The sequence below is a fragment of the Streptomyces sp. NBC_01016 genome (genome assembly GCF_026341035.1).
Taxonomy (GTDB): Bacteria; Actinomycetota; Actinomycetes; order Streptomycetales; family Streptomycetaceae; genus Streptomyces.
Window position 1 is genome coordinate 3,249,027 of record NZ_JAPEOQ010000002.1, and the last position, 16,129, is coordinate 3,265,155.

Sequence of the window (16,129 nt, forward strand, 5' to 3'; positions counted from 1 at the left end):
CGTGTTCTTGGTGGCTCGCGCCTAGAGTCGTTCCCCCGACTCCAGGTGCTCCAAGTCCCCTGCCTGCTCTACGTGTTCGATGACGGCCACCGCCTCGTCCCGGGCCTCGTCCAGCAGCAGCGGAGGTACGGGACCCGCGGCGAGACCGCGGCCCGGCTGCGGTGTGCCGTACTCCTCCCTGACGCGGTTCAGCCAGGTACGGCGCACCCGGACCACGCGGTAGCAGGGGGTGAGATTCGTTCCGGTCCAGTTCAGGCCCAGCCGGCTCGACGCGCTGAAGGCACCCCGCCCCGCGAGGTCGACCAGCTGCAACGGCCCGGGACCGACCGTCCCTTCGAGCCGCAGCTCGGCGCTGGCGCCCGCCCGGTCGGCGATGAGCACGGTGCCGGCGCGGGCGGCGATGACATCGGAGACGACGAGCAGGTCCGGGTCCCAGTCACCCCGCCAGAGTCGCCGCACCAGGGAATCGGCCAGCTCCGCGAGGTCCGCGAGGCCCGACTGTTCGAGACCGGTGTAGACGATCAGGGCGCTGTGCTCGTCCCGGAATTCCACCAGTGCCCCGGCCTCGGCCGCCGCCACCGTCGAGAACCCGTCCGCGGCGACCCCCGCGGCCTTGAAATGTACGGCGACCGTGCCCCCTGCGTCGTACGTGATGTCACCCGGAGCGCCCGCGGGCCGCGGCTTCGCCTCGATGCCCCGGTCCGCGAGGCTGCCCGCGGCGACCGAGCCGGTGCGGTGCAGCTTGCGCACCTCGCCGACCTCCACGCGCTCCGTCAACGGCCACGCCGACCACCAGCCGCGGTAGACGTCGCTGAGCGCCTTCCGGTACGCCTCGTATGAACCCTTGGCCATAGCCGCTCCCCCTTGCCCCCGTGAGAATGCGGCGCCCTTTTTGGAGGCTAGCAGCGGTTCCGTTCCCGGGCGCCGGGCCGAACGGCCCCTGCTTTCGGGGTGGTCAGAGCCCGGCGCGAGGAGCCAGGACCCCTCCGAACAGGGGCTCGCATCAGGGGTGTGACGGTGCCCCTGGAGCCCCGGGAGCTGCGGCTCGTACGGAGACGGCGGTACGCGGACGGGACGGGGGAGCGTAGCGCGAACCCGCCCGGCCAGGGCGGTCCTGGGGCCTGCCGTTTGGACCAGGCCCCGTGGCGTACGCCGGACTAACAGTCCGAGAGGGAGTCCCGCTTCGTGTCCGGAGTACCTGCCGCGCGGCGGGGCGACGGGGGAGTGGCCGACCGGCCACCGGGCCGGAGTGTCAGGGCCGCCGCGATCGCCGTCGCCACCGCCATCACGAGGAAGCCGGCGGAGAACGTGGCCACTTGGGCGGCGAGACCCAGCAGGAGCGAGCCGAGGCCGGTGCCCGCGTCGAAGCCGATGTTCCAGGCGACGGAGGTGGTGTGTCGGTGCTCCGTGCCCGCGCGGTTGAGCGCCTGCACGAGGGTGAGACTCTGCAGCCCTCCGTACGCCGCCCCCAACAGCAGGAGTCCACCAAGCAGGGCTGGGAGGACGGCAGGAGCGGAACGGACGGACCAGGCGACGAGGACGAGGCCGGCGCACGACGCAAGCAGCAGGCCGAAGTTGAGTGGCCGGGTGCTGATCCTGTCCGCCAGGACGCCGCAGCTCCAGCGGGTCACCGCCGCGGTCGCCGTGAAGGTGATCAGCGCCCCGGCGGCTGCCCCTGGTGTGCCGGCGAACTGCGGGGTGAAGGTCAGGATCGCGCCCCCGGCCACCGTCACGAGCAGCAGCAGGGTCACCGGCATCAGGATGCGCCGCAGCGTGGTCGCCGTCGCCGTAGGGGGAGAAGAAGGGCCGGGAGCGGAGGAGCCGGGAGCTGGGATGTCGGGAGCAGGGGTGTCGGCGTGGGCGTCGAGGGCGCGTCCCAGGGCGGGAGTGAAGGGCAGGGCCAGCACGGGGAGGATGCCGCACGCGAGGATCGCGGGCAGGGCGAACGCCGCGACGAGGGCCGGCGCCGCCGGGGTCAGCACCAACTGGGGCAGCGCGATCGACAGGCCGTACACGCCGATGGCCGCGCCCTGACGGCCGCGCGGGGCCAGGGCCGCCACGGCGGTGGCACCGCACACGGTCATGATGCCGAAGCCCGCGCCGCGCAGCGCCGTGGTGGCCAGGATCGGCCACAGGTTGTCGCTGAGGGCCTGGAGAGGCGCGGGCAGACCGAGCAGCAGGGCGCCGAGGGCGAACGTGCGCGACCACCCCAGCTTGCGGAGCGTGGCCTTGACGCAGAGCTGGGAGGCGACCGTCATGGCCATCAGGACGGCGGTGACGAGTCCGGCGCCGAACTCGTCGGCCCCTCCGTCCAGGGCCCACTGCGGGGATACGGGCAGCAGCAGCGCGAACCCCGAGAAGCAGCAGAGCACCACCGTCATCAGGGGCGGGATGCCGGGCGACCGTATGACGGACGGTTTCGTTCCCTTGACGGACGGTCTCGTTCCTTCAGCCATGCAACTCAGTCCTCTTTTCCGTCGGGCTGGCGGGACAAGGACGAGCGTAGTTCTGCCGACGGACCCCGTGGTGGGTCAGGGTTCAAAGCATCTCGACCATTACGTGGACGCAGCATCTCGACCTTCACGTAGACCCGGCGGATCGGGCGGCGCGACGCACCGACCACACACCGGCCAGGACGATCAACGCGGCCGCCCCGAGCTGGCGCCCCGTCAACTCCTCGTGCAGCAGCACGAAACCGATGCCGGCCGCCACGGCGGGGCTCAGCGCGAGCAGCACACCGAAGGCACGGGCGTCGATGCGCCGCAGCACCGTCATGTCCAGCGAGTACGGGATCAGCGAGGACAGCAGCGCCACAAGGAGCCCGGTGAACAGGACGGAAGGGTGGGCCGCCACCCGGTCGCCGTCGGTGACGGCGGTGACCGGGGTCAGCACGCAGGCGCCGACGGCGAGCGCCAGCGTCAGCCCCGTCCAGTCGGGGAACAGCCGCCCGACCCGCCGGCTCAGGACCACATACCCGGCCCGGCACACCGCGGCGGCGCCTCCCAGGAGGAGCCCGGCGGCGGGCAGCGAGGCGCCGGGCGCCGCCAGCAGCAGTACGCCCGCCAGGGCCAGCAACGCCACCACGAGATGCTCGATCCGGCGGGCCAGGGCGATCGACAGGGCCAGCGGGCCGAGCAGTTCGAGTGTCGCGGCCACGCCGATCGGGAGCCGGCTGATGGCCTGGAAGTAGGCCAGGTTCATGGCCGCGAGCACCAGGCCGAGCGCGACGGCCGCGCGCCACTGCGGGGCCGTGATCCCCCGCAGCCGCGGCCGGACGAGCAGCCACAGGACCACGGCGGCGAAGAACAGCCGCATACCGGCCAGCGCCGTGGGACCCGCGGACGCGTACGCCCCCTTGGCGACCGCGGAACCCACCTGGAGGCTGGCGATCTGGGCCAGCATCAGCACCGGCGCCGTCGCCACTCCCCGCGACCGCGGTCGGGGATCCTCCACTGCCACGCCCATCGGAGTCCTCCACACGTTCGGCACCGCCCTCCGGCCGCCGACGCGCGTCGGCACCGCTCGCCTCACACGGTGCTGTAATGCCCTTATGCACTTCAACCATTACGGCGGCGAGGCCGCCCGGCTGGCCGCCGACCTGGTCAACCTGACGGAGACACCACGCCCCGAGGACCTGGAGACACTGCTTGCCGCGCACGGCGTCGTGAACCGCGCACTCACCACCGCGCAGGCCGAGTCGATCTGGGACTGGAGCCGGCGCCTGGCCGTGTGCTTCGGGCGACAGGACCTCGAAGAGCGGTGCCACGCGGTCAACGAACTCCTCGCGGACGCCTCGAGCAGCCCCCGGATCTCCCTGCACGACGGGCAGCCCCACCTGCACTACAGCGCGATCGGCGCCGACCCGGCCGCACACATCCGCGCGGTCACCGCGGCCGGGCTCGCCTATGTCATTTGCTCCGCCGCCGACCGCCTCGGCCGCTGCGCACGCCGGAGCTGCGCCCTGGCCTTCGTCGACACCTCCCGCAACGGCCGCCGCGCCTACTGCTCGGTGCGCTGCGCCAACAACGACGCCGTGGCCCGGCACCGCGATCGGGGTCGCGCATCACAAGACAGAACACATTCCTAACACGAGGGGTGTTGTGTTTGAGGGGTCCGCTGTTAGCTTGTCGGGCGACGGCAGGAAGGAATCGCTGTGAGCCCCGATGAAGTCCCCACGGGTTCAGCAGAGTTGCTGAACCCACAGGCGCGCCAGGAGCGCATCCGTGACCGGGTGCTCGAGCTGGGCTCGGCCCGCATCGAGGACCTGGCGCGCGAGCTGGGGGTCAGTGTGATGACGATCCACCGCGACCTGGACCGTCTCGCCGATGAGGGGTGGCTCCGCAAGACGCGCGGGGCGGCCACGGCCCAGCAGTCCGTGCTCTTCGAGAGCAACGTCCGCTACCGGACGACCCAGCAGGGCGAGGCCAAGAAGGCGCTGGCCGGCGCCGCCCTGGAGCACATCGACCGCGGTCAGGCGATCCTGCTGGACGACAGCACCACGTCCCTCGCCCTCGCCCGCGCGCTGCCCGAGAGCGGACCGCTCACTGTCATCACCAACTTCCTCGCCATCGTCAACGCCCTTGCGGGCCGCCCCGGCATCGAGCTGATCTCGCTCGGCGGCAGTTACGACCCGCACTACGACGCCTTCCAGGGCATGGCGACCTGCGACCACATCAAGCCCCTGCGCGCCGACACCGTGTTCATCTCGACCTCGGCGGTCGCGGACGGCCACTGCTACCACCAGTCGCAGGAGGCGATCCTGGTCAAGCGGGCGCTCCTGGAGGCCGCCCAGCGCCGGATCCTGCTCGTCGACCACACCAAGTTCCGGAAACGGGCCCTGCACCGGGTCGCCCCGCTCAGCGATTTCGACCTCGTGATCGTCGACGACCGCATCTCCCGGGCCGAGTTGGAGGCGCTGCGCGAGGACGGCGTCACCGTGCAGGTCGCCGCCCTGCGGCCGGGACCGCCCGAGTCCTGAGCCACCCCGAACCACCCTGTCCCACCCCGAGCCACCGTGCTCCACCCAGAACCACGGTGCTCCACCCCGAGCCACCGTGATCCCACCGGATCCACCCCCACGGATCCGTGTCCCCCAACCGCATCTCATCCGCGCAAGAGCCGACTGCCAATGGAGGTAGTAGTGATCAGTGTGCCGAAGCGAATGCAGGCCGTGGTAGTCCACGGGCCCGAGGACTATCGCCTCGAGGAAGTCGATGTCCCCACACCGGGCCCCGGCGAACTGCTGTTGCGGACCGAGGCGGTGGGGGTGTGCGCGAGCGACCTCAAGTGCTACCACGGCGCCCCCAAGTTCTGGGGCGACGAGAACCGCCCGGCATGGGCGCAGCGCGGCATCATCCCCGGTCACGAGTTCGTCGGCGTGGTGGTCGCGGGCGACGACGCCGCGCTTGCCGCCCAGCAGGTGAGCGTCGGTGACCGCATCGCGTGCGAGCAGATCGTGCCGTGCGAGGAGTGCCGTTACTGTCGGCGCGGTCAGTACTGGATGTGCGGCCCGCACGACATGTTCGGCTTCCGCAACCACCACGGCGCCATGGCGCAGTACATGGTGATTCCGCCGAAGGCCCGCGCCCACAAGGTCTCGCACGACCTCGCGCCGCACCACGCCGCGTACGCGGAGCCGCTGTCCTGCGCGCTGCACGCGGTGGAGCGCGCCGACATCCACTTCGAGGACGTCGTGGTGGTCGCCGGCTGCGGGCCGATCGGCCTGGGCCTCATCGCGGGCGCGCGGCAGAAGAACCCGCTCAAGATCATCGCGCTCGACCTGGACGACAACAAGCTCGAACTGGGCCGCCGCACGGGCGCCGACATCGTCCTCAACCCCGCCAAGGAAGACGTCGTCGCACGCGTCAAGGAGATGACCGACGGCTACGGCGCTGACGTCTACCTGGAGGGCACCGGCGCGACGCCCGCGGTCGCGCAGGGCCTGAACCTGCTGCGCAAGCTGGGCACGTACGTCGAGTACTCGGTCTTCGGCTCGGACGTCACGGTCGACTGGTCGATCATCTCCGACGACAAGGAACTCGACGTCCGCGGCGCCCACTTGGGCCCGCACTGCTGGCCAGCGGCGATCCGCCTCCTCGAGGAGGGCAAGGTGCCGGTCGACGACATCTGCACCCACCAGTTCGGCCTGGCCGACTTCCAGAAGGCGCTCGACCTGGTCGCCGACACCTCCGGTGCCTCCGTGAAGGTGTCCATCCTGCCGAACGCCGAGTCCGACGCGGTGATCGCGTGACTGCGGCGGCCACCGGGGCCGTGAAGGCCCCCGAGACCCGGCTCGACCGCATGGGCATACCCCACTCGTTGCGCTGGGGCTTCGTCGCCGTCCTGGTCTTCATGACCGGCAACGGCACCGAGTCCAACTTCATCGCCCCGCACATCGAGCACGTCCTGGGCAGCTCCACCGCGACGGCCAGCACCATCATCTCCATGTACGGCGTGTCCGTACTGGTCGGCAGCTACCTCTCCGGAGCCCTCACCGACCTGTGGGGCCCGCGGCGGGTCATGCTGCTCGGCACCGTGGTGTGGGTCGTGTTCGAGGCGCTGTTCCTGGCGGGCCTCGCCGCCGGCAGCATGCCCATGGTCTTCCTGACCTACTTCCTGCGTGGCTTCGGCTACCCGCTGTTCGCGTTCGCCTTCCTGGTGTGGGTGAACCTCGTATCGCCGAAGGAGCGCAACGGCGCCGCGGTCGGCTGGTTCTACGTCATGTTCACCGGCGGACTGCCCACGCTGGGCTCGCTGTTCGCACTCGGTATGATCCCGGCGTTCGGCGGTTCGACCGGCGGCGAGACGGGCGCCATGGCGGCCTCGACGGCGCTGGTGGTGATCGGTTTCCTGATCGCCCGGTTCGCCGTCAAGGAGCCGCACGGGTCGCAGCGGGTGGCCCCGGCCGACAAGTCGTCCTTCGAAGTCCTGTCTGCAGGAGTGCGCCTGACGGCACATCAGCCCAAGGTCCTTATGGGCTTCCTCGTGCGGCTCATCAACACCGCGCCCCAGTACGGCATGTTCATCATCCTGCCCGGAGTGATCGCGGACGACCGCGGCTGGGGACAGAGCCGCTGGCTCACCATGACCGTCCTCGTCTACGCGACGAACATCCTCGTCAACGCCCTGTTCGGCGCCATCGGCGACCGCTGGGGCTGGCGCCGCACCGTGCAGTGGTTCGGTGTGTTCGGCTCCTCCATCGGCCTGCTCGCCTGGTGGTACGTGCCGCAGATGGTGCCCGCCGGTTCCACCTGGGGCTTCTGGGTGTCCGTCGTCGCGGGCTGTGTGTTCGGCTGCCTGCTCGCCGGGTTCGTACCGATGGGCGCGATCATGCCGGCGCTCGTGCCGGCGGAGTTCAAGGGCGCGGCCATGGCCATGTACACCACGGCGGCCGGTGGTGCCTCGTTCCTCGGCTCCGCGGTGGTCGCCGCCGTGCTCTCCGTCGGCCTCGGCAACGCAGGAGTGGTGTGGGCGTTCGTCGTGCTGTACGGCGCGGCCTTCGTGATGGTCTCGTTCCTCAACGTGCGCCAGAGCGAGCCCAGTTCAGAGGAGGAGCAGGCCGGAGCCGTCATGGCCCGCTGACCTGCCCCCGACCGCGTACCGACGCGCGACGCACCGTAGTTGTTTTGGAGGTTCTCTCGTGACCAGACTCTTCGACGACCCGGCGAACTTCGCCGAGGACCAACTGGCCGGCTTTCTCGACCTGTACGCGGACCGGTTGCGCGGAGTGCCCGGAGGTGTCGTCGCGCACCGCGGCGAACAGCCACAGGTGGCGGTCGTCATCGGCGGCGGCTCGGGCCACTACCCGGCCTTCTGCGGAACGGTCGGACCGGGCATGGCCCACGGCGCGGTGGTGGGCAACGTCTTCACCTCGCCGTCGGCCACCCAGGTCTACTCGGTCGCGAAGGCCGCCGACCAGGGAAGGGGAGTGATCCTCAGCTTCGGCAACTACGCCGGGGACGTGCTCAACTTCCGGATCGCCGCGGAGCGGCTCAACGCCGAAGGCATCGACACCCGGATCGTGATCGTCACCGATGATGTGGCGTCGGCCGAGGAAGAGGGCAAGCGCCGGGGCATCGCGGGTGACTTCACGGTCTTCAAGGTGATGGGCGCGGCGGCGGCAGAGGGCCTCGACCTCGACGAGGTGGAACGCCTCGGCCGCGCCGCCAACGCCGCGACGCGCAGCCTGGGCGTGGCCTTCTCCGGCTGTACGCTGCCGGGCGCGGGGGAGCCGCTCTTCGAGGTACCCGAGGGACACCTGGGCCTCGGCCTCGGCATCCACGGCGAGCCCGGCATCGAGGACGTACCGATGCTGAAGGCCGACGAGTTGGCGGCGCTCCTCGTGGAACGCGTCCTCCAGGAGACACCCGCCTCCTCGAGCCGCCGAGTGGGCGCGATCCTGAACGGCCTCGGTGCCACCAAGTACGAGGAACTCTTCCTGCTCTGGGGCCGGGTGTCCGCGCGACTGCGGGAGCGCGGGATCGAGATCGTCGACCCCGAGGTGGGCGAGCTGGTGACCAGCCTCGACATGGGTGGCTGCTCGCTCACCCTGATGTGGCTGGACGAGGACCTCGAGCCGCGCTGGCGCGCCGACGCCTACACCCCGGCGTACCGCAAGGCACGCGCACCGCTGACCGGCCTGCACGCTGCCGACGCGAACGGCGGCGCGGCGGCCGTCACCGAAATCCCCGAATCATCCCCTGCAGCAAGGGAGTTGGCGGACGACATACGCTCGGCCCTCTCCGCCATCCACCGCACGATGGTGGACAACGAGGAGGAACTGGGCCGCATCGACGCGGTTGCCGGAGACGGCGACCACGGCCGCGGCATGGTCCGGGGCGCCCGGTTCGCCGCGGAGCGGGCCGAACAGGCGAGCCGGGAGGCCGGCGCCGGATGGCTGCTGCGGCAGGCGGGCCAGTCCTGGGCCGAGTACGCGGGCGGCACCTCGGGTGTGCTCTGGGGCGCGGCACTGGAGGCGTTCGGACGCTCACTGGACGACGGGGCGGAGTCCTACACGGCCGCCGATGTCGCCACGGGCGTACGGGCGTTCGCCGACGCGATCGGCGACCTGGGCCGGGCGACACCGGGCGACAAGACCATGCTCGACGCCCTGCTCCCGTTCGCCGACACACTGCAAGAGGCAACGGACTCCGGCGTCGACCCGGCCGAGGCCTGGCGCGCGGCGGCGGAGGCGGCGACCCACGCCGCCGAGGCGACGAAGGACCTGCGCCCCAAGATCGGCAGGGCCCGACCGCTCGCGGAGCGCAGCCTGGGCACACCCGACGCGGGAGCGACCTCGCTGGCCCTGATCGTGACGGCGCTGGCCAAGCCGCCGCACGCAGAGGGCCAGACACACGATCAGTCACACGAACAGAACCGACAGGGAGTGACAACGGCATGACGGACCGGCTGCGTCTGGTCGTCGGCTGCGACGACGCCGGCTTCGAGTACAAGGAGCGCATCAAGGCCGACCTCCAGGCCGACCCTCGCGTCTCCGAGGTACTCGACGTCGGCGTGGAGGCCGACGGCACGACCGCCTACCCGCACATCGGCGTGGCCGCGGCCCGCCTCGTCGCCGAGGACCGCGCCGACCGCGCCCTGCTCATCTGCGGCACGGGCCTCGGCGTGGCGATCTCCGCGAACAAGGTCCCCGGCATCCGCGCGGTGACCGCCCACGACGTGTACTCCGTGGAACGCTCGGTGAAGAGCAACAACGCGCAGGTGCTGTGCATGGGCCAGCGCGTGGTCGGCCTCGAACTGGCCCGCAAACTCACCTCCGAGTGGCTGGAACACCGCTTCGACCCGTCCAGCTCCTCGGCGGAGAAGGTGGCGGCACTGAGCCGCTATGAGGCGGATCCCGGCGGGGCGGTGCCGGAGGGGGTGGGGTTCACGGAGTGCTGAGGAGGGACGGCGATGGACGCCGAATGGACGTCCTCACGCGTCCCGCGTCACGCGCGTAATCTGCTCCTCCGCCGCAGAGTTGACGGTGCGTGACACCAAGCCGCCCATCGATGCCCTTGGATGCCCCCTCCCATCCGAGACGTCGGAAATCTTCCTCGCGGACAGTCGCCGAACACGGGACATGCCGCCGCGGGACGCCGGACGCGGAGGCGTCCGGCGTCCTTGACGTGCGATCGGACGCCTCTCTACCGTCGCCGCCCGTTCACCAGATGTCGACGTGGCGGGGGCCCGGGCCCGTTCCGTCACCCGCGAGGAGCTTCGATGAGACGAACACGCAGCGTCGGTGGTGCGGTGGCGGCCGCGGCTCTGACACTCTCCCTGGCTGCCTGTTCGGGCGGCTCCGGAGGCTCGGACAGCTCGGGCGGCGGAGCCGGAGGCAAGCACCTCACCATCGGCACCGCCGCGGAGGTGCCGCACCTGATCCCGCAGAACGATCTCGGCGCGACCGGGATCCAGATCGAGTCCGCGCTGTGGGCGCCGCTCACACAGGTCGATCCGAAGGACGGCCACCTGCGCAATGTGGTCGCCGACTCGATCAAGTCCAAGGACGCCAGGACCTGGACCATCAAGATCAAGCCCGGCTGGACCTTCACCAACGGCGAGAAGCTCACCGCGAAGTCCTTCGTGGACACGTGGAACTACACCGCGTACGGGCCGAACGGCTTCGCCAACAACGGCTTCTTCCAGCGGGTCGAGGGCTACGAGGCGCTCAACCCGGCGAAGGGGAAGCCGAAGCGGGACACGCTCTCCGGCCTGAAGGTCATCGACGATCTCACGTTCCAGGTGAAGCTGAAGCAGCCGTTCTCGCCCTACCCCACGACCCTCAGCTATCTCGGTGCCACGGCGCTCGCCTCCGAAGCCCTGAAGGACCCGGAGAAGTACACCCACAAGCCGATCGGCTACGGGGCGTACAAGCTGGACGGCGCCTGGAAGCCCGGGCAGCCGGTCAATTTGGTGCGCAACAAGGGCTACAAGGGCGGGGACGCTCCCGAGGCAGAGTCGATCACTTTCCGGTTCTTCGCCAACCCGGAGACGGGCTACAACGAGTTCCTCGCCGGGAACCTCGACTTCGCGCCGCTGCCGACGTCCAAGATGGACACGTACAAGCAGGAGGCTGCTGGCCGGTATCTGCAGGCCAAGGCGGCCAACCAGACGGGCTATCTGGTCCTGCACGTCAACGTGAAGCCGTACGACAACCTCAAGGTGCGCCGGGCCCTGTCGCTCGCCCTGGACCGGGCCGCGCTCGCCAAGGTGAAGCCCGGCAGCGTCCCGTCGAAGTCCTTCACGCCTTCGAGCATCGCGGGCCACCGCGACGACACCTGTGGTGACTGCAAGCTGGACGTGGCCAAGGCGAAGAAGCTGCTGAGCGAGGCGGGCGGATTCCCCGGCGCGCTGAAGATCTACTACTCCACCGATGACTCCGGCAGCCAGGTCTACGCGGAGGCGATCGGCAACATGTGGCGCCAGAAGCTCGGCATCAAGGTCAAGTACGACGGCCAGCCGGGCAGCGAGATCGGCAAGCTGGACGAAGCCGGCAAGCTCGACGGCGTCCGCATGCAGGGCTGGGGCCACGACTACCCGTCGATCGAGGACTACCTCACCCCGGTCTTCGCCTCCTACGGTGATGTCAACACCGGTAAGTACGACAACCCCGAGGTCGACAAGGCGCTGCAGAAGGCGAACGGCATCGCCGACCAGCAGCGGGCGATCAAGGCGTACCAGAAGGTGGAGGACATGGCCGCCGCGGACATGCCGATCATCCCGCTGTCCGTCGTCAGCCCCATCTACCTGCACGCCAAGGGTGTCGAACCGCTCAACTCCCCTTACGCGGGCGTCGATCCGATCCGGTCCACCCTCACGCGCTGACCGCCATCAGCCCCCCGCCGGCCCCGTACCGTCCCGCGTCGCGGCCGGTGCGGGGCCGGCTTCGCCGTCGGGCCCGCCGACCGCCGGCATCAGTTCGCGCAGCCAGTGTTCGGCCTGGGCCACATGCGTGTGGGCCGCGCAGGTCGCCGCCGCCGGATCGCGGTCGGAGATCGCCCGGGCCAGCTCGCGGTGCCCCTCGTCGCTGCGGCGTCGCAGGTGCCGGCCCTCGGGCAAGGTGAAGATCTGGTACTTGCGGGAACGGGAGCGGAAGACCGAGATCAGCGCGGCGAGCGTCGGGTTCCCGCCGATCCGCGCGATCTCGCAGTGGAAGTCGTGGTCGAGCGCCGAGGCCTTGTCGGGATCGTCCGTCAACTCCATCGCATCGACAAGGCCGTTGAGAATCCGCACGTCGTCCTCGGTGCGGCGCGCCGCCGCACGCGCCGCGGCGTGCCCCTCGAGCAGCCGCCGGATCTCGTACATCTCGAGCAGCCCTGCCAGCGGCAGCAGATCCACCGTGAGTGACAGGCTGCCGATCAGATCCTGGGGTCGAAGGCCGGAGACGTAGGTGCCGGAGCCGTGCCGCGGCTCGATCACGCCCAGGGCCGCGAGCATGCGCACGGCCTCGCGCAACGAGCCCCGGGACACCCCCAGTTCGGCGCACAGGTCGGCCTCGGCGGGTATCCGCTCGCCGGGTCCCAGACGCTCCGTGGCGATCATGTGGCGCAGTCCGTGGAACGCCTTCTCCACTGCCGACATCGGTTTTCCTCCCCCTGAGGTCCGGCGCGGTCCGCCGAGTATCCAGTGCGGCGCCGACGTTCGGAGCACTGTAGCCAGCCGGTGAGTCATCGTATGACTTCAACTCCTGGCCATGGGGGGCATATTGAATGCCGAGCAAGAGGGGTTGTGCCGGTGGCGGGCACCTGCCAAGATTCCCGCATTCATCAGATGACTCCTTGGTCACGAGTGAGTCGGGAGTGATGATGCACGCGGTGATCCGCTGCCCTGAGGGCGGTCGGAGCGCCGTGTCCCACCGGTTCCGTCGCCAGTGCCGTCCGAGGCGCCGGTGCGAGGCGCCGCGCCTGTCCGGAAGCAGGGAGGGAGTAGGGCATGGAAACGCTTGGTACCGGATGGCGGGACGTCGTGCGCTACGAGGTCCTCGGGCCGGTCCGTGCGCTGCGTGCGGGTACCGGGCTCCGTCTCGGTACACCTCAACAACTCGCTCTCCTATCCGTGCTGTTGCTGCACGGCGGCCGACCGGTGGAACGGCACGAGTTGGTGGCCGCCCTGTGGGGCGAGCGCCCCCCGGCCGGCGCCAACGGACTCCTGGCGACCTACGCGGCCCGCCTGCGCAAGGTCCTCGAACCCGACCGCCCGCGCCGCACCTCACCCCGCGTCCTCGTCACCCGCAACACCGCGTACGGGCTCGAACTCGGCCGCGACGACCTCGACCTGTGGCGCTTCGAGGACGCTGTGGCCGGGGCCCGCAGCGCCCGCCGCAACCGCGATCTTGACGCCGCCCGTTCCGGATACGAGCGAGCGCTGGCCGTATGGACGGGCGAGGAGGCCCTGGCAGGGGTGATCGCCCCGTTCGTCGAGGTGGAACGCCTACGGCTCGCCGAACTTCGGCTTGCCGCGCGGCTCGAACACGCCGAAGTACTCCTGGAGTTCGGTGCGTCCGAGGAACCGGTCGAGGCGCTGAGACCCCTGTCCCGCGCCCACCCGCACCACGAGCGGCTGCACGCCCTGCTGATGCTCGCCCTCTACCGGGGCGGTCGGACGGGGGAGGCGCTGGAGGTCTACCAGGAAATCCGGCGGGCCCTGCTCGGCGAGTTCGGTGTGCCGCCGGGCCCGCGCCTGGCCCGTATCCACGAGCGGATCCTCGCGGCGGACCCCTGGCTGTTGCCCCGCGCCGCAGCTGCGCCCCTCGTTCCCGCCCAACTGCCTCGCGACATCGCCGACTTCTCAGGACGTGCGTCCGAACTGGGCCGACTGCGTCACCTGCTGGCCGCACCGCACGGCGTCGTGGCGGGCCCCAGTGTCCTGGTCACGGGGCCACCCGGCGTCGGCAAGTCGGCCCTCGCCGTGCACGCGGCCCATCAGGTCGCACCCTGCTTCCCGGACGGCCAGCTGTACGCGGAGCTCGGTGGTGCCACCGGGAGCCCGGCCGAACCCGCCGACGTGCTGGGCCGGCTCCTGACCGACCTCGGCGTACCTGCCGCGGAGCTGCCCGACGGTGCCGCACACCGCGCGGCCCGCTTCCGTACCCTCACCGCGCGCCGTCGCCTGCTGCTCCTGCTCGACGACGCCCATGACGAGGCGCAGGTCCGGCAGTTGCTGCCGGGCGGCCCGGGCTGCGCCGTGCTGGTCACCAGCCGGTCCCGCCTCGCCACGCTGCCCGGACGGTCGGCCGTGCCGCTGTCCTATCTGCGCGAAGAGGAGTCGCTGCGCATGCTGACCCGGGTGGCCGGCGCCGACCGGGTTGCCGCGCAGCCCGCCGCGGCCCGCACCCTGGCCCGCGTCTGCGCGGGTCGGCCGCTGGCCGTACGGGCACTGGGTGCGCGGATCGCCGACGCGGACTCGGCGGAACTGCCGTTACTGGCCGACCGGTTGGATTCTCCCGGCTCGCGCGCCGGCTGACTGCCCACCGGTCCTCGTTGCCGAGCATCACCCGCAGGCCACACACCCCCGAGACACCAAGGAGAAGCGCATGCGTCGATCCCGTCATGCGGCCCACGCCGTCACCGCCCTCGCGGTGGCCGTCGCCGCCACTGCCTGCTCGTCCGGGAGCAGTTCCGACGACGGTGCCTCGGGCGGCAAGAAGTCCGTCGTCGTCGCGACGAAGAACGAGATACCCGCCATCAACCCGGCCAAGGACAACAGCTCCACCAGCATCCAGCTCGCCTGGGCCATGTGGGCTCCGCTCACCGACCTCGACCAGAAAACCGGCAAGCTGAAGTACGTGGTGGCCGACTCGGTCACCTCCAAGGACGCCAGAACCTGGACCATCAAGCTCACACCGGGCTGGACGTTCACCAACGGCGAGAAGCTGACCGCCAAGGCGTTCGTAGACACCTGGAACTACACGGCCTACGCGCCCCACGGCTACAAGAACAATGGCTTCTTCAGCCGCATCAAGGGCTACGACGACCTCAACCCGGCGAGTGGCAAACCCAAGAAGACAACGATGTCGGGCCTGAAGGTGATCAATGACCTCACCTTCCGGGTCACGCTCGACAAGGCCTTCTCCCCGTACCCGACGACGCTGATGTACTACGGCTCCGTCGCGCTCGCACCCGAGGTGCTCAAGGACCCCGACGCCTACGACCACAAGCCGATCGGCTACGGGCCGTACAAGCTCAAGTCCCAGTGGAAGGCCGGACAGCCGGTCGTCATGGTCCGCAACAAGAGGTACCCGCTCAAGGGCCCGGAAGCGGACCAGCTCACCTACCGGTTCTTCTCCAACCCGGAGACCGCCTACAACGAGTTCCTCGCGGGCAGCGTGGACTACACCATCGTCCCCGACACCAAGAGCGACACCTACAAGAAGGACGCCCCTGGCAAGGGCGCCGTGTCCAAGGCCGCGGTCAACATGACCTACCTCGCCCCGCCGGTCAACTCCGGCCCGTACAAGGACCCGAAGGTGCGCCGCGCCCTGTCGCTCGCCCTGGACCGCAAGGCGCTGACCAAGCTGCGCGCGGGATCCTTCCCCGCCACCTCGTTCACCGCGCCCTCGCTGCCCGGACACCGCGAACACACCTGTGACGCCTGCACGTTGGACGTCGCCAAGGCCAAGGCGCTCCTGAAGCAGGCGGGCGGCTTCCCGGGCACGCTGAAGATGTACTACAACAGCGACGACCCCGGGCAGCGTGTCTTCGCCGAGGCACTGGGCAACATGTGGCGGCAGAACCTCGGCATCAAGGTCGCCTACGTCGGCAAGCCCGCCCTCGACCTCAGCGGCCTGTTCAGCAAGGGCAAGGTCGACGGGATGTACCTGGCCGGCTGGGGCCACGACTACCCGTCCATCGAGGACTGGCTCACTCCCATCGCCGGCAGCCACGGCGACGTGAACGGCGCCCGCTACAGCAACCCCGCCCTCGACAAGCTGATCGACGAGGGCAACGCGCTCGCGGACCCGGCCGCCGCCATCAAGAAGTACCAGGCCGCAGAGGACCTCGAGGCCGAGCAGATGCCCATGATCCCGCTGTACCACAAGCCCGACGCCTATCTGCACTCGCCCGGGGTCGAGCCGCTGGACTCCCCGTACGCCGGGCTCAATCCGGTCTGGTCGACCGTCTCCCGCTGA

The 16,129-nt window shown here is 70.4% G+C and carries 13 protein-coding genes; 9 read left to right on the forward strand and 4 right to left on the reverse strand.

Going from position 1 to position 16,129, the window contains the following annotated elements; all coding sequences use genetic code 11:
* Positions 1-21: 21 nt before the first annotated feature.
* From OG746_RS41550 to OG746_RS41560, 3 genes are all read right to left on the reverse strand, one after another.
* Positions 22-852, reverse strand: a complete 831-nt coding sequence (locus OG746_RS41550; protein ID WP_266724218.1) for a hypothetical protein — start codon at positions 850-852, stop codon at positions 22-24.
* A 305-nt stretch (positions 853-1,157) separates the two neighbouring features.
* Positions 1,158-2,456, reverse strand: a complete 1,299-nt coding sequence (locus tag OG746_RS41555; RefSeq protein WP_266724220.1) for an MFS transporter — start codon at positions 2,454-2,456, stop codon at positions 1,158-1,160.
* Between the two features lie 124 nt (positions 2,457-2,580).
* A complete protein-coding gene (locus tag OG746_RS41560; RefSeq protein WP_266724222.1) occupies positions 2,581-3,465 on the reverse strand; it encodes an EamA family transporter in 885 nt (294 codons plus the stop codon).
* A gap of 85 nt (positions 3,466-3,550) precedes the next feature.
* Between OG746_RS41560 and OG746_RS41565 the strand changes: the two genes are divergently transcribed.
* The 7 genes from OG746_RS41565 (at position 3,551) to OG746_RS41595 (ending at position 11,826) form a co-directional block, all read left to right on the forward strand.
* Entirely contained in the window at positions 3,551-4,087 is a 537-nt protein-coding gene (locus OG746_RS41565) for a CGNR zinc finger domain-containing protein (protein WP_266724224.1), read from the forward strand.
* 66 nt (positions 4,088-4,153) lie between these two features.
* The gene (locus OG746_RS41570) at positions 4,154-4,978 is read left to right on the forward strand and encodes a DeoR/GlpR family DNA-binding transcription regulator (protein ID WP_266724226.1); all 825 of its coding nucleotides are present in this window, start codon (positions 4,154-4,156) and stop codon (positions 4,976-4,978) included.
* Between the two features lie 162 nt (positions 4,979-5,140).
* The gene (locus tag OG746_RS41575) at positions 5,141-6,250 is read left to right on the forward strand and encodes an alcohol dehydrogenase catalytic domain-containing protein (protein WP_323179743.1); all 1,110 of its coding nucleotides are present in this window, start codon (positions 5,141-5,143) and stop codon (positions 6,248-6,250) included.
* Positions 6,247-7,581 (forward strand): MFS transporter, encoded by a 1,335-nt coding sequence (locus OG746_RS41580; RefSeq protein ID WP_266724230.1) that lies wholly within the window; start codon positions 6,247-6,249, stop codon positions 7,579-7,581. The genes OG746_RS41575 and OG746_RS41580 overlap by 4 nt, the downstream gene beginning before the upstream one ends.
* Positions 7,582-7,639: 58 nt before the next feature.
* Positions 7,640-9,400, forward strand: coding sequence for a dihydroxyacetone kinase family protein (locus OG746_RS41585; RefSeq protein WP_266724232.1), 1,761 nt, complete (start codon positions 7,640-7,642; stop codon positions 9,398-9,400).
* Positions 9,397-9,900 carry a ribose-5-phosphate isomerase gene (locus tag OG746_RS41590; protein ID WP_266724233.1) on the forward strand — a complete coding sequence of 168 codons (504 nt, stop codon included), beginning with the start codon at positions 9,397-9,399 and terminating at the stop codon, positions 9,898-9,900. Before OG746_RS41585 ends, OG746_RS41590 begins: the two co-directional genes overlap by 4 nt.
* Positions 9,901-10,221: 321 nt before the next feature.
* Positions 10,222-11,826 (forward strand): peptide ABC transporter substrate-binding protein, encoded by a 1,605-nt coding sequence (locus OG746_RS41595; RefSeq protein ID WP_266724235.1) that lies wholly within the window; start codon positions 10,222-10,224, stop codon positions 11,824-11,826.
* 6 nt (positions 11,827-11,832) lie between these two features.
* Here the strand turns inward: OG746_RS41595 and OG746_RS41600 are convergent, their stop codons facing one another.
* Positions 11,833-12,582: a FadR/GntR family transcriptional regulator gene (locus OG746_RS41600; RefSeq protein ID WP_266724237.1), complete on the reverse strand. Its 750-nt coding sequence runs from the start codon at positions 12,580-12,582 to the stop codon at positions 11,833-11,835.
* Between the two features lie 351 nt (positions 12,583-12,933).
* Between OG746_RS41600 and OG746_RS41605 the strand changes: the two genes are divergently transcribed.
* Together OG746_RS41605 and OG746_RS41610 are read left to right on the forward strand one after the other, a co-directional pair.
* The gene (locus OG746_RS41605) at positions 12,934-14,463 is read left to right on the forward strand and encodes an AfsR/SARP family transcriptional regulator (RefSeq protein ID WP_266724239.1); all 1,530 of its coding nucleotides are present in this window, start codon (positions 12,934-12,936) and stop codon (positions 14,461-14,463) included.
* A gap of 70 nt (positions 14,464-14,533) precedes the next feature.
* Positions 14,534-16,129, forward strand: a complete 1,596-nt coding sequence (locus tag OG746_RS41610) for a peptide ABC transporter substrate-binding protein (protein ID WP_266724240.1) — start codon at positions 14,534-14,536, stop codon at positions 16,127-16,129.

Bases quoted from the DNA above. Each gene is read 5' to 3' on its own strand.
- OG746_RS41595 (WP_266724235.1), top strand. From the start codon at position 10,222: ATGAGACGAACACGCAGCGTCGGTGGTGCGGTGGCGGCCGCGGCTCTG.
- OG746_RS41590 (WP_266724233.1), top strand. From the start codon at position 9,397: ATGACGGACCGGCTGCGTCTGGTCGTCGGCTGCGACGACGCCGGCTTC.
- OG746_RS41550 (WP_266724218.1), bottom strand. From the start codon at position 852: ATGGCCAAGGGTTCATACGAGGCGTACCGGAAGGCGCTCAGCGACGTC.
- OG746_RS41560 (WP_266724222.1), bottom strand. From the start codon at position 3,465: ATGGGCGTGGCAGTGGAGGATCCCCGACCGCGGTCGCGGGGAGTGGCG.
- OG746_RS41610 (WP_266724240.1), top strand. From the start codon at position 14,534: ATGCGTCGATCCCGTCATGCGGCCCACGCCGTCACCGCCCTCGCGGTG.
- OG746_RS41555 (WP_266724220.1), bottom strand. From the start codon at position 2,456: ATGGCTGAAGGAACGAGACCGTCCGTCAAGGGAACGAAACCGTCCGTC.
- OG746_RS41600 (WP_266724237.1), bottom strand. From the start codon at position 12,582: ATGTCGGCAGTGGAGAAGGCGTTCCACGGACTGCGCCACATGATCGCC.
- OG746_RS41605 (WP_266724239.1), top strand. From the start codon at position 12,934: ATGGAAACGCTTGGTACCGGATGGCGGGACGTCGTGCGCTACGAGGTC.
- OG746_RS41565 (WP_266724224.1), top strand. From the start codon at position 3,551: ATGCACTTCAACCATTACGGCGGCGAGGCCGCCCGGCTGGCCGCCGAC.